Source organism: Pseudonocardia halophobica, from assembly GCF_050948485.1.
Taxonomy (GTDB): Bacteria; Actinomycetota; Actinomycetes; order Mycobacteriales; family Pseudonocardiaceae; genus Pseudonocardia; species Pseudonocardia halophobica.
The window spans coordinates 2,149,655-2,162,196 of record NZ_CP192046.1 but is presented as its reverse complement, the minus strand read 5'-3'; the positions used below and the strand labels follow the sequence as shown (position 1 = coordinate 2,162,196).

The window sequence follows — 12,542 nt, the reverse complement described above, 5'->3', positions numbered from 1 at the left end:
GCCCCCGGCCGCCGTTACCCCTAGGCTCGGGCCGTGCCTCATGATCTCGTGCTGAAGGGCATGAACGCCGCGCACCGCCTGCTGCTCAAGGCGACCGGCGGCCGCGTCGGCCACGACGCCGCGGGGATGCCCGTCCTCGAGCTGACCACGGTCGGCCGGCGCAGCGGCGAGCCTCGCTCGGTCCTGCTCACCGCGCCGCTGGTGGAGGGCGACACCCTCGTGGTCGTCGCCTCGCGCGGTGGCGACGACCACCACCCGGCCTGGTTCCTCAACCTCCGCGACCACCCGGACGTGCAGGTCTCGGTGCGCGGCGGCCCGCGCGAGCCGCGCCGCGCGGAGATCGTGGGACCCGACGAGCGGCCCGCGCTGTGGGAGCGCATCGCCTCCCGCTACCGCAACTACGCCGGCTACCAGCGCCGGACCGACCGGGAGATCCCGCTGGTCAGGCTGGTGCCGGTGCCACCACCAACCGGCTGAGCTCCTTCTCGACGACCGCGCCCTCGCCGGGCAGCGCCGCCCCGGCGGGCACGGCGAGGATCCGCAGGTCCGCGGCGTGCGGCCGGCCGGCGGCGTGCCAGGCGTCGACCCCGGCCCGCAGCAGGCGCACGGCCGCCTCGCCCTCGGGCCCGAAGGCGCGCACCCCGGCCGGCTCGGTGACCAGGGCGGCGAGCCCGCCCGGCACGGTGACCGCCACCGTCGCCCGCCCCTGCCCGGTCGGGACCAGCCAGTACCCGGGCGGGTCCTCGGCGTCGCCGGTGAGCAGCCGCAGCGCGCCGGGGACCGTGAGCATGAGCCACAGCCCCAGCCCGTCCCACACGTCCGCGCGGTCGAGGCTCCCGGTCGACCGGTGCAGCTTCCGCGGCTCGTCGAGCAGCCCGGCGACCGCCTCCAGGTCGGGGGTGTCGCCCTCCGGCACCTGCGCCGCCCACCCGGGTCCGATCCGCTCGACCGCCTCCGGCCCCGCACCGGCCCCGCGCAGCCGGATGAACGCGCAGCTGCGGACCGACCGGCTCTCCAGCACCCCGTCGGGCCGCAGGTCGAAGGCCACGGACAGCTGGCTGCCCCGGACGGTGAGCGGCAGCAGCAGCCGCCCGCCCGGCACGAGCTGGGCCACCCACTCCGGCCGGACGTCCCAGCTGCCGACCGTGAGCACGATCCGGTCGTACGGGGCGGCATCGGGGACACCGAGCGCGCCGTCGCCGACCCGCAGGTCGACGCCCGTGATCCCGGCCTGCGCGAGGTGTCGCGCAGCCAGCTCGACCAGCTCCCCGTCGATGTCCACGGACACCACCCGCCCCGCGGGGCCGACCAGCCGGGCGAGCAGCGCGGCGTTGTACCCGGTGCCCGCCCCGACCTCCAGGACGCGGTGCCCGCGTGCCGGGGCGAGCTGCTCCAGCATGATCGCCATCATCGAGGGCTGCGACGCGGAGCTGGTCGCGATCCCGTCGACCACCTGGGTCGGCACGGCCTCGTCGGCGTAGGCCTCGCGGATCGGGATGCCGGGCAGGAAGAGGTGCCGCGGCACGGCCAGGAATGCCTCGACCACGGCGGGCGTGATCGCGCACCCGTGCGCGCGGAGGCCGTGCACCAGCCGCGCGCGGGCCTGCGCCGGATCCGTCGCCGGGTCGGTCATCCGCAGAGTCTGCCCCTGCCGGACCGTCGGCCGCATCTGCGTGGCCGCCCGGCCCGGCCGGCGTCAGAGGATCACGAGGTCGTCGGCGTGGACGATCTCCCGCCGGTAGTGGCGGGGCAGGTCCGTGGAGCGCCGCCCGATGATCCCCGGCAGCTCGGCGGCGTCGTAGTTCACCACGCCCCGGGCCACGACCGCGCCGTACGGCCCGACCAGGTCGACCACGTCCCCGGAGACGAAGTCGCCGTCGATGCCGTGCACGCCCGGGGCCAGCAGCGAGCGCCGCCGCTCGACCACGGCGGTCACCGCGCCCGCGTCGAGGTCCAGGCGCCCGCGGACGTCCGCCGCGTGCTTCATCCAGAACAGCCGCGCCGACATCCGTCGGCCGGACGCCCGGAACGCCGTGCCGACCTTCGGCCCGCCCGTGTCGAGGGCGTCGGCCACCTCGTCCGCCGCGGCGAGCAGCACCGGGATGCCCGACGCCGACGCCATCGCCGCCGCCGTGATCTTCGTGGCCATCCCGCCGGTGCCGAGGCTGCCCTGGCCGGGCTCGGCCACGGTGACGGCCTCGAGGTCGGAGGGGGCGTCGACCTCGGCGAGCAGGGTGGAGCCCGGGCGGCGGGGGTCGCCGTCGTAGAGCCCGTCGACGTCCGAGAGCAGGACCAGCGCGTCCGCGCCCACGATGTGCGCCACCAGGGCGGCGAGCCGGTCGTTGTCGCCGACGCGGATCTCGTCCGTGGCCACGGTGTCGTTCTCGTTGACGACCGGGATGACGTCGAGCCCCAGCAGCCGCTCGAGGGTGCGCTGGGCGTTGCGGTAGTGCGAGCGGCGGATCATGTCGTCCGCGGTCAGCAGGACCTGCCCGATCCGCTGGTCGTGCCGGAGGAACGAGGCCGAGTAGGCGTGCGCGAGCAGCAGCTGCCCGACGCTCGCGGCGGCCTGCTGGGTGGCCAGGTCCCGGGGCCGGCGGGCCAGCCCGAGCGGCGCCAGGCCGGCCGCGATCGCCCCCGAACTGACCAGCACGACCTGCGACCCGGCCGCGCGACGGGCGGCGAGCGCGTCGACCAGCCGGTGCAGGCGGGCGGGGTCGAGCCCGCCCGCGAGGCTGGTCAACGACGACGACCCCACCTTGACGACCACCCGCCGGGCGTCGCCGAGCAGCCTGCGGGTGTCGGTCACCGGAAGATCGTCCCGCGAGTCGGCACTTCCGGGCGACCGAGTTGCACATCGCGGTCGGCGCCCGAGGCCCGAAGACCGGGACGCACGCCTCCGGTCATCGGGGGTCGTCCTCGTCCGACCAGACCTCGAGCTCGTCGTCCCCGAGCTCGAAGAGCTCGCCGCCGTCGTCGAGGTCGTCCTCGTCGGCCGCGTCGTTGGTCCAGCGGGCCTCGTTCGCGTAGCTCGCCCCGGCGGCCAGCTCCGCGTCGGTGAGGTGCCGCCGGCGCGCGAGCCTCGCGAGCTTGCGCTCTGCGGCCGAGACGCGGGCGGAGCCGCCCTCGACGCGGGCGTCCGTGCCGCGGCCGGACATGACCCGGGCGATCCCGGCCGGCGTGCTGGGCTGCCAGTCGAAGGTGACGTCGCCGATCGTGACCGGGCAGCCCGGGACGGCCCCGGCCTCGGCCAGCGCGTCTTCCACGCCGAGCCGGGCGAGCCGGTCCCCGAGGTAGCCGACGGCCTCGTCGTTGTCGAAGTTCGTCTGCCGGATCCAGCGCTCGGGCCGGGCGCCGCGCACCAGGAACCCGTCCTCGAGCTGCGGGTCGGGCTCGACGGTGAAGCCGGCGTCGTCGACCGCCTGCGGGCGCAGCACGATCCGCGTGGGCTCGACGACGGGCTGGGCGGCGCGGTAGGCCGCGACCTGCTCGCCCATCGCGAAGGCCAGCTCGCGCAGGCCCTTCCGGCTGGCGGTGGAGATCGGGAAGATCGGCCAGCCGAAGCGTTCCTGCAGGTCCGCGGTCACGATCTCGACCATGTCCGCGGCGTCCGGGACGTCGATCTTGTTCAGCGCGATCAGCCGGGGCCGGTCGGCGAGGTCGCCGCCGAGCGCCGGGGTGTAGCGCGCGAGCTCGTCCTCGAGGGCCTGGACGTCGGCCACGGGGTCGCGGCCGGGCTCGAAGGTGGCGCAGTCGACGACGTGCACCAGCACCGAGCAGCGCTCGATGTGCCGCAGGAAGTCGAGGCCCAGCCCGCGGCCCTCGGAGGCACCGGGGATGAGGCCCGGAACGTCGGCGACGGTGAACACCTCGTCCCCGGCGGTGACCACGCCGAGCTGCGGGACCAGCGTGGTGAACGGGTAGTCCGCGATCTTCGGCCGCGCCGCGGACAGGGCTGCGACCAGCGACGACTTGCCGGCCGAGGGGAACCCGACCAGCCCGACGTCGGCCATCGACCGGAGCTCGAGGGTGAGGTCGCGGGACTCCCCCGGCTCGCCGAGCAGGGCGAAGCCGGGCGCCTTGCGCGCCGACGACGCGAGTGCCGCGTTGCCGAGCCCGCCGCGGCCGCCCTCGGCGGCGACGAACCGGGTACCCGGCCCGACCAGGTCGGCGACGATCTCGCCGCGCCGGTCGAACACCACCGTGCCGTCCGGGACCCGCAGCTCCAGGTCCTCGGCGTTGGCGCCGGCGCGGAACCCGCCCTGGCCCTGCTTACCGTTCTTCGCGACGGCGTGCGGGCGGTGGTGGAAGTCGAGCAGGGTGTGCACACCCGGGTCGACGACGAGCACCACCGAGCCGCCGCGGCCGCCGTTGCCCCCGTCGGGGCCGCCGAGCGGCTTGAACTTCTCGCGATGGATCGACGCGCAGCCGTTGCCGCCCGCCCCCGCGGTGGCGTGGACGACGACCCGGTCGACGAACCGCGACATGTCTGACTACTCCTCTACACGCGAAAGCGGCGGACCCCAGCCCGGGGCCCGCCGCTCGCGAACTGCCTGTGGTGGTCGGGCCTCAGGCCTCGACCGGCACCACGTTGACGACCTTGCGGCCGCGCTTGTGGCCGAACTGGACGGCACCCTCGACGAGCGCGAACAGCGTGTCGTCGCCACCGCGGCCGACACCGTCGCCCGGGTGGAACTTGGTGCCGCGCTGGCGGATCAGGATCTCGCCGGCGTTGACGGTCTGGCCGCCGAACCGCTTGACGCCCAGCCGCTGAGCGTTCGAGTCGCGCCCGTTGCGGGAGCTGGACGCACCCTTCTTGTGAGCCATGGCGCAGGTCTCCTTACGCGCTGATGCCGGTGACCTGGACCTTGGTCAGCGGCTGACGGTGGCCCTGACGCTTGTGGTACCCGGTCTTGTTCTTGAACTTGTGGATCCGGATCTTCGGGCCCTTGGTGTGCTCGACGACCGTGGCGGTCACCGAGGCCTTGGCCAGCGCATCCACATCCGTGGTCAGCTTGTCGCCGTCCACGAGCAGCACGGCGGGCAGGCTGATCTCGGCGCCGGGCTCACCGTCGATCTTCTCGACGGTCAGCACGTCGTCGACGGCCACCTTGTACTGCTTGCCGCCGGTCTTGACGATCGCGTACATCGTTGACGCACGACTCCTGAAACTCTCGGGGGACTCATGGGCGCCCAGCCCCGGCGAACGGGGCACGGCGCGCACGCCGGCTCCCTCAGCACAGGCCGAGGGCGCGGCTCCTTGACTCCCAGGGTACGGAAGGGGAAATCGCAGGGTCAAACCGGGTCCCCCCCGGTCGGTCCGGCGGGGCCGTCCTGCGTGCCGGCCCCCACGGACGAGGTCACCGGGACGGTGACCGTACCGGAGGCGTCGCCCTCGCTCGGCGGGCCCGCCGGACGCGAGGCCGCCCGGCGCGACCTGCGCGGACGGGAGGTGACGGCCGTGTCGCTCGCGGGCTCCGGCCGGTCCGGGGCCGCGGGGGCGGACCCGGTCTCCGGCACCGGTGCCGTGACGACGACCGGCTCGGCCGCCGTGCTCGGCGCGCCGGCCGAGCGGGTGACCCGGCGGCGCTTCTCCGGCCTGGCCGGGGCGTCGGCCGCCCCGGGGGGCCCGGCCGGCTCGGCCTGCCCGGCGGAATCGGTGGGCTCGGTCCCGGTGCGCTCGGTCACCTCGGGGGTGTCCGCGGTCGCCGGGACCGCCGGGGCGTGCCCGTTCGACGTGGCGACCGGAGCAGCGTCCCCGGCCGCGGCGGCCGGAGCCGACGTGGCCTCGGCCGGTGCCTCCGAAGCCGCAGCCTCCGCAGCCGCAGCCTCCGCAGCCTCCGCAGCCTCCGAAGCCTCCGCAGCCGCAGCCTCCGCAGCCTCCGCAGCCTCCGAAGCCGGCGCCTCCGGGGCCGCTGCCGCGGTCTCCTCGGGCCCCTCGGCCGTGACGACGACGGCCTCGGCGGTGCCGGAGCTGCCCGCCGGGCGCTCGGCCCGGCGCCGCCCGCGCCGCCGGGCGGGCCGACCGGAGTCCGGCTCGTCCATGCCCGTCGGCGCCTCGGGGGTGTCGGCGACCGGGGCCGGGGTGGTCTCGACCACCTCGGTGACCGCGGCGGCACCGGCGACACCCGCCGGGGTGTCCGTGTCCTCCACGTCGGCGACCTCGGCCGGGGCCGCCTCGCCCGTCGTGTGCCGCGCCGCCGCCACGATCTCGGCGACGGCCGCCGCGGCGCTGCGGACGTTCGGCCCCTGCTGCTCGGCGCGCTCGGGGTGACGGTCCTCGCCGCGGCGCCGGCCGCGCTTGCGGCCGCCGGTCTCGCCGCCGCCACCGCCCGCGCTGTCGTTCACGGGGTGCACGTGGTCGCCGTCCGTGGAGACGATCACGCCCCGGCCGCGGCAGTGCTCGCACGGCGTGGAGAAGTGCTCCAGCAGCCCGCCGCCGACCCGCTTGCGGGTCATCTGGACCAGGCCCAGCGAGGTCACCTCGGCGACCTGGTGCCGGGTGCGGTCCCGGGCCAGGCACTCGGTCAGCCTCCGCAGCACCAGGTCCCGGTTGGCCTCGAGCACCATGTCGATGAAGTCGACCACGATGATGCCGCCGATGTCGCGGAGCCGGAGCTGGCGGACGATCTCCTCCGCCGCCTCCAGGTTGTTCCGCGTGACGGTCTCCTCGAGGTTGCCCCCGGAGCCGGTGAACTTGCCGGTGTTGACGTCGATGACCGTCATGGCCTCGGTCCGGTCGATCACCAGCGTGCCACCGGAGGGCAGCCAGACCTTGCGGTCCAGCGCCTTGAGCAGCTGCTCGTCGATCCGGTACTCGGCGAACACGTCCTTCGGCCCGACGTGCCGGTGCAGCCGGTCGGCCAGCTCGGGTGCGACGTGCGCCACGTAGTCCGAGACGGTCTCCCACGCGTCGTCGCCGGACACGGTCAGCGAGGAGAAGTCCTCGTTGAACTGGTCCCGGACGACCTTGACCAGCAGGTCCGGCTCCTCGTAGAGCAGCGCCGGGGCCTTGGGCGCCTTGGGGCCGGTCTTCTCGGACTTCTCCTTGACGACCTCCCACTGCGCCTGCAGCCGGCGGACGTCCCGCTCCAGGGCCTCGTGGCTGACGCCCTCGGACGCCGTCCGGATGATCACGCCGGCGTCGGCCGGGACGATCTCCTTGAGCATGTCCTTGAGGCGCTTGCGCTCGATGTCCGGCAGCTTGCGGGAGATGCCCGCCGCCCCGCCGCTCGGCACGTAGACCAGGAATCGGCCGGCCAGGCTGATCTGGGTGGTGAGCCGGGCGCCCTTGTGCCCGACCGGATCCTTCGTGACCTGGACGAGGACGCTGTCGCCGCTGCTCAGGGCCTGCTCGATGCGGCGGGCCTTGCCGTTGAGACCGGCGGCGTCCCAGTCGACCTCGCCGGCGTAGAGCACGGCGTTGCGGCCGCGGCCGATGTCGACGAACGCGGCCTCCATGCTGGGCAGCACGTTCTGCACGCGGCCGAGGTAGATGTTGCCGACCATCGAGGCGGGTGCGGACCGGTCCGAGGACCCGTTGCCGCCGTCGGCGACGAAGTGCTCCACGAGCACGCCGTCCTCGAGCACGCCGATCTCGGTGCGCGGCCCGCTCTGGCGGACCACCATCGACCGCTCGACGGACTCGCGGCGGGCCAGGAACTCGGCCTCGGACAGGATCGGCGGGCGCCGGCGGCCGGCGTCGCGGCCGTCCCGGCGGCGCTGGCGCTTGGCCTCGAGCCGGGTGGAGCCGCGGACGGACTGCACCCCGTCGTCCCCGGAGTCGCGGGAGTCCCGGGCGTCCCGGGCGTCCCGGGCGTCCTTGTCCCGGGCCTGGCGCACCTTGGTGACGGTGTTCGGCGGGTCGTCGTCGCCGCGCTCGTCCGCCGTGTCGCCCGCGCCGCGGCGCCGCCGGCGGCGACGGCGGCGCCGCGAGCCGCCGGCCTCGCCCTCGTCGGTGTCCTCGTCGTCCGCGTCGGAGTCCTCGGCCGAGTCGTCGGACTCGGCGTCGGCGGCATCGCCCTCGGCGGTGTCCGCGGCGTCCGACGTGTCCTCGGCGCCTTCGCCGTCCTCGCCGTCCTCGCCGGCCTCGCCGTTGTCCCCGCGGCCGCGGCCCCGGCCACGCCGGCCTCGGCGCCGACGGCGGCGGCCCGCGCCCTCGTCGTCGCCCTCGTCGGAGGCGTCGGTCTCGTCGGCGGTCTCGGCGTCCCCGGTCTCGTCCCCGGTCTCGTCCGCGGGCGTCTCGGGCGTCTCCTCGGCGGCCTCCGGCTCGGCCTTGGCCGAGCGGCGGCGGGTGCGGCGGGGCTTCGCGGGGCCCTCGTCCTCGGCGGGAGCGGCGGCCTCGGCGGGCGCCTCGCTCGCGGCCTCGGCGGGCTCCGGCGCGGCCCGCCGGCGCCGGCCGCGGGTGGGCGCGGCGTCGGGCTGGGGGGCCTGGAAGAGCGGGGCGGGCGGCGCGAAGACCGGCGAGAGGGGGCCCTCGGTCTGCGCGGCCGGGGTGTCCGCGGCGGGCTGCTCGGCGGCGGGGCGTCCGCCGGCGGCCGGTTCGGTGTCCTGCCCGGCGGCGGCCTCGGCGGCCGCGACCGTCTCCGGCGCCGCGGTCTCCTCGGTCGTGTCCGACTCGGGGGCGGTCGCCGGGGCTTCGGGGGCGGCCCCGGTGGCCTGCTCGCCCAGCAGTGCGGTGACGACCTGCTCGGCCGTCTTCCGGTCGACGCCGGCCTGCGCGCTCCGCGCGGCACTGCCGAGCTCGGCGAGCGCCGCGAGGACCTCCTTGCTGGTCCGCCCGATCAGCCGGGCGAGGGCGTGCACACGCAGCTTCTCCGGCAGTTCCGACACGGAGAACTGCCCGCCGGTACCCCCGGCGGGCGCATCGTTGATCGACATCCAACTCCTTCGCCCCCGGGCGCCCCTCGAGGGCGGCCGCACAGGGGCCTCACGCGTTCTCCCGTCCCGCGGTGCGGGCCGGGCAATCCTGGTCGCTCGGCGGTGCTCGACGCCGCGTCCGGCCGGCCCACCCCGGGCCGGCGGCGGCACCGCTCCGCGGCGGTCAGGCCCGGGCGGTGACCCGGCCCGCTCCGAGCGGATCGGCGAGGCGGCCCCGGTCGTCGAGCAGGCCCTGCGCCATCCGGGTCGCCTTCGCGGGCACCGGCGGTTTCAGACCTGCGACAACGTCGAGTGCGCCCAACACGTCGTCGGGTCGAACAGCGGGTGTCGTCTGCCGTACGACCGCCGTCAGTATCGCACAGTCCGACCCCGCGGCGTCCGGTTCCCGTGTGACTCCGCCCGGTGCGTCACCTACCGGCGGTCCCCCCACGGGCGCATCGTCGCAGGCCGTGACGCCCACCGACACGACCGCGGCCCGGACGTCGATCTCCCGTCGCCCGGCCGGCATGACCCGCTCGACCACGAGCGCGTCGCGCGCCAGGAGCGCCTCGACGGCCGCCCGCAGCGCACCCTCGGGGACCCCGGGGAGGACGATCCGCCACAGGCTCGCGTCGATCCGGTCGGCGAGCGCCGGCGGCTCGGCGACCACGGCGTCGAGGATGTCCAGCCCCGCGGGCAGCGCCGCGTCGAGCGCCGTGCGGACGACCTCGGGATCGACCTCGCGGGTCAGGCCGATCTCGAGGTACTCGGCCTCGCTGGCCGTGCCGGTCGGGGCCGCGCCGATCCACGAGATCCGCGGGTGCGGGCTGAAGCCGTGCGAGTGCGAGACGGGGATGCCGGCGCGGCGCACCGCGCGTTCGACGCTGCGGGCCACGTCGCGGTGCGACAGGAACCGCAGCCGCCCGCGCTTGGCGAAGCGCACGCGGATGCGCTGCACCGTCGGCGGGGCGGGGTTCGCGGCCTCCCCGGGACGCACTCGAGCCATGGGAGCAGGGTAGGCCCCGGTCCCCGCCGACCCGGCGGCCGGCCTCACCCCGGTCCCGGCGGATCGGCCCGCCAGGAGGCCCGATCCGGCGGTTGGGGCGCGCGTCTTCCGGGGACACACTCGTCGCGGTCGGCACGGGCGCCGGCCGCGGCGGACCGGGAGCGGGGTCGAGGGCGGGGTCGGGAACGTGGACGACAGGCTGGACGACAGGACCGACGAGCGGGTCGACGCGCAGGTCGGTGCGCCGGTCGGGGAACGGGCCGACGAGGGGCCCCGGGAGCGGGTCCCGCACGGGCCCGCACCACAGCCGGAGGACCCCGTCGTGACGGTTCCCACACGCTCCCTGCGGCGGTTCTCCGTCGGCCGCCGGCCCCGCGACGTCGTGCGGGTCGTGGTGGCGGCCGCGATCGTCACGCTCTGCGCGCTCGCGGCCGACGGCGCGGTCAACCCGGTCGAGGCGGCGATCTTCGAGGAGATCGGGGCGCTGCCCGCGGGCTGGGCCCCGGTGGCCACCGGGCTGCTCTGGGTCGGCACGTGGGCCGGGATCGCCGGGGCGGCGGCCGTCGCGCTGTACCTCAAGCACGTCCGCGCGGCGGCACAGCTGGTCGCCGCCGGCACGGTCGCCTGGTTGGTGACGACGGCGCTCGGTCATCTCCTCCCCGACCGGCCCGTCCCGCCCGAGCTCGCGGGCGAGACCGGTCTGCGGCTCCCGGGCCCCGAGGGGTTCGCCTTCGCCGCCACCCACACGGCCGTCGCGGCGGCGCTGGTCACCGCCGCGGCCCCGTACCTGCCGCGCAAGGCGGCCTCCGGGGCCTGGGTCGTGGCGGCCGCGGTCGCGCTCGCGGAGGTGTACCAGGGCGCCCTGCCGCTCGCGGTGTTCGCCGGCGCGGTCGTCGGCTGGGGCGCTGGGTCGGCGTCGCACCTCGTCGGCGGGGCCCCCGGCCGCCGGACCTCGGTCGAGGCGGTGCGCCGCACCCTCGAGGAGGCGGGGCTCTGCCCGGACGACATCCACGCGGAACGCACCCACCTGGTCGGACCCCGCCGCTTCACCATCACCACCCGGGACGGCCGCGTGCTCCGGGCCCGCGCGGTGGCGCGGCTGCACCGGCGGGCGGGCCCCTGGTACCGCCTCCGGCGGCTCCTCGCCACGATCGACGTCCAGGACGTGCCCCGGCTCTCGAGCACCCACCACGAGGTGGAGCACGAGGCGTACGTGTCGCGGCTGGCAGAGGCGGCCGGGGTGCGGACCCCGCACGTCGAGCTAGCCTGCGTGATCGAGCACGGCTCACCGGTGCTGGTGCACGGCGTCGTCGAGGGACGGCCGCTCTCGGAGCTGCCGGTCCGGGAGATCGACGACCGGCTCCTGGACAAGGTGTGCACCCAGGTCGCGATCCTGGGCCGGGCCCACATCGCCCACCACGACCTGCAGGCCGACAACATCCTGGTCGACGCCGACGGGAACCCCTGGCTGCTCAACTTCACCTTCGGCCAGGTCGGGGCGAGTCCCGCGCTGCTGGCCCAGGACCTCGCCGACGTGCTGATCACGCTGGTCTCCATCGTGGGCGTCGACCGGACCGTCTCGGCCGCCGACCGGACCCTGTCCGCGGACCGGCTGGAGGCGGCGCTGGCCTACCTGCAGCCCCTCGCGCTGCACCGCGGGGTCCGGGAGCAGATCGCCGAGGGCCACTACCTGTTCAGCGAGCTGCGGGAGGCGCTGGCGGACCGGATCGGGCGGCCGCTGCCGAGCTACCCGTCCCCCGTCCGGCCGCGCGCCCTCGTCACGATGCTGTTCCTCGGCGGCGCGATCTACCTCCTGCTGCCGCAGCTCGCCGACCTGCCGGAGACCGTGAGCCTGCTCCGTGACGCCAACTGGTGGTGGCTCGCCCTGGCCGTGTTCACCGGGATGCTGGCGATCGTGCTGTCCGCGGTGTCCCTGCTGGGCTCCTGCGACACCCACCTGCCCTTCCGCCGCACCGTGGAGGTGCAGGTCGCGGCCGCCTTCACCGGCCGCACCACCCCGGGCGGCGTCGGCTTCTTCGGGATCAACATCGCGTTCATGGAGAAGCTGGGGATGCGCCGTTCGCTCGCCGTGGGCGTGACGATGCTGAACCTCGCGGCGACCGGCGCGGTGTCGGCCGTGATCTGCGTGGTGGGGATCTTCGCGGTGGGCATCACGGGAACCCTGCGGTTCGTCCGCATCCCCACGGGCTGGCCGCTGCTGGGCGCCATCGCCGGGATCCTCGTCCTCGCCGGGCTCGTCCTCGGGTCGCCGCTGGGCCGGCGCCGGATCGTCCGGCCCGGCCTGCAGGTCGTCCGCGAGCTGTGGGGCGCGATCCGCCGCCCGCTGCGGGCCGCGCAGCTGTTCGGCGGCGCCGCCGCGTACCACCTGATGTCCGCGTTGGGCCTGGCCACCTGCCTGGCCGCCTTCGACCCGCACTTCCCGTGGCTGGAGGTGATCGTGGTGTTCGTCGTCGGGCAGACGCTCGGGCACATCGCCCCGACGCCGGGCGGCCTCGGCGCGGTGGAGGCGCTGCTCGTCGCCGGGCTCGTCGCCGTCGGCGTGGCCCCCGCGCCCGCGGTCGCCGCGACCCTCACCTCGCGGCTGCTGACCTACTGGCTGCCGGTGCTGCCCGGCATCGGGATGTTCCGCTACCTGCAGCACCGAGGTGTGGTCTGA

At 76.1% G+C, this 12,542-nt stretch carries 9 protein-coding genes; 2 read left to right on the top strand and 7 right to left on the bottom strand.

Annotated features, from left to right (window positions below; genetic code table 11):
* Positions 1–33 precede the first annotated feature (33 nt).
* Positions 34–477 (top strand): nitroreductase/quinone reductase family protein, encoded by a 444-nt coding sequence (locus tag ACQP04_RS10335; protein ID WP_037043351.1) that lies wholly within the window; start codon positions 34–36, stop codon positions 475–477.
* Here ACQP04_RS10335 and ACQP04_RS10330 read toward each other — a convergent pair.
* From ACQP04_RS10330 to ACQP04_RS10300, 7 genes are all read right to left on the bottom strand, one after another.
* Positions 443–1,633, bottom strand: coding sequence for a methyltransferase domain-containing protein (locus tag ACQP04_RS10330; protein ID WP_433506833.1), 1,191 nt, complete (start codon positions 1,631–1,633; stop codon positions 443–445). The two genes, ACQP04_RS10335 and ACQP04_RS10330, sit on opposite strands and share 35 nt — an antisense overlap.
* 63 nt (positions 1,634–1,696) lie before the next feature.
* On the bottom strand, positions 1,697–2,809 hold the full coding sequence (proB, locus tag ACQP04_RS10325; RefSeq protein ID WP_433506832.1) for a glutamate 5-kinase: 1,113 nt from the start codon (positions 2,807–2,809) through the stop codon (positions 1,697–1,699).
* Between the two features lie 94 nt (positions 2,810–2,903).
* Positions 2,904–4,487 (bottom strand): GTPase ObgE, encoded by a 1,584-nt coding sequence (obgE, locus tag ACQP04_RS10320; RefSeq protein WP_433506831.1) that lies wholly within the window; start codon positions 4,485–4,487, stop codon positions 2,904–2,906.
* 82 nt (positions 4,488–4,569) lie between these two features.
* Positions 4,570–4,827 carry a 50S ribosomal protein L27 gene (gene rpmA / locus ACQP04_RS10315; RefSeq protein ID WP_037043345.1) on the bottom strand — a complete coding sequence of 86 codons (258 nt, stop codon included), beginning with the start codon at positions 4,825–4,827 and terminating at the stop codon, positions 4,570–4,572.
* Between the two features lie 13 nt (positions 4,828–4,840).
* Positions 4,841–5,149: a 50S ribosomal protein L21 gene (gene rplU, locus ACQP04_RS10310; RefSeq protein WP_037043344.1), complete on the bottom strand. Its 309-nt coding sequence runs from the start codon at positions 5,147–5,149 to the stop codon at positions 4,841–4,843.
* A 146-nt stretch (positions 5,150–5,295) separates the two neighbouring features.
* On the bottom strand, positions 5,296–8,880 hold the full coding sequence (locus tag ACQP04_RS10305; protein ID WP_433506830.1) for a translation initiation factor IF-2 N-terminal domain-containing protein: 3,585 nt from the start codon (positions 8,878–8,880) through the stop codon (positions 5,296–5,298).
* A 163-nt stretch (positions 8,881–9,043) separates the two neighbouring features.
* Positions 9,044–9,865: a TIGR03936 family radical SAM-associated protein gene (locus tag ACQP04_RS10300; protein ID WP_433506829.1), complete on the bottom strand. Its 822-nt coding sequence runs from the start codon at positions 9,863–9,865 to the stop codon at positions 9,044–9,046.
* A 187-nt stretch (positions 9,866–10,052) separates the two neighbouring features.
* On the opposite strand from ACQP04_RS10300, the gene ACQP04_RS10295 reads away from it, so the two are divergent.
* On the top strand, positions 10,053–12,542 hold the full coding sequence (locus ACQP04_RS10295; RefSeq protein WP_433506828.1) for a flippase-like domain-containing protein: 2,490 nt from the start codon (positions 10,053–10,055) through the stop codon (positions 12,540–12,542).

Coding starts and splice junctions, on each gene's coding strand:
- ACQP04_RS10305 (WP_433506830.1), bottom strand. CDS start 8,880: ATGTCGATCAACGATGCGCCCGCCGGGGGTACCGGCGGGCAGTTCTCC.
- ACQP04_RS10330 (WP_433506833.1), bottom strand. CDS start 1,633: ATGACCGACCCGGCGACGGATCCGGCGCAGGCCCGCGCGCGGCTGGTG.
- rpmA (WP_037043345.1), bottom strand. CDS start 4,827: ATGGCTCACAAGAAGGGTGCGTCCAGCTCCCGCAACGGGCGCGACTCG.
- obgE (WP_433506831.1), bottom strand. CDS start 4,487: ATGTCGCGGTTCGTCGACCGGGTCGTCGTCCACGCCACCGCGGGGGCG.
- rplU (WP_037043344.1), bottom strand. CDS start 5,149: ATGTACGCGATCGTCAAGACCGGCGGCAAGCAGTACAAGGTGGCCGTC.
- ACQP04_RS10300 (WP_433506829.1), bottom strand. CDS start 9,865: ATGGCTCGAGTGCGTCCCGGGGAGGCCGCGAACCCCGCCCCGCCGACG.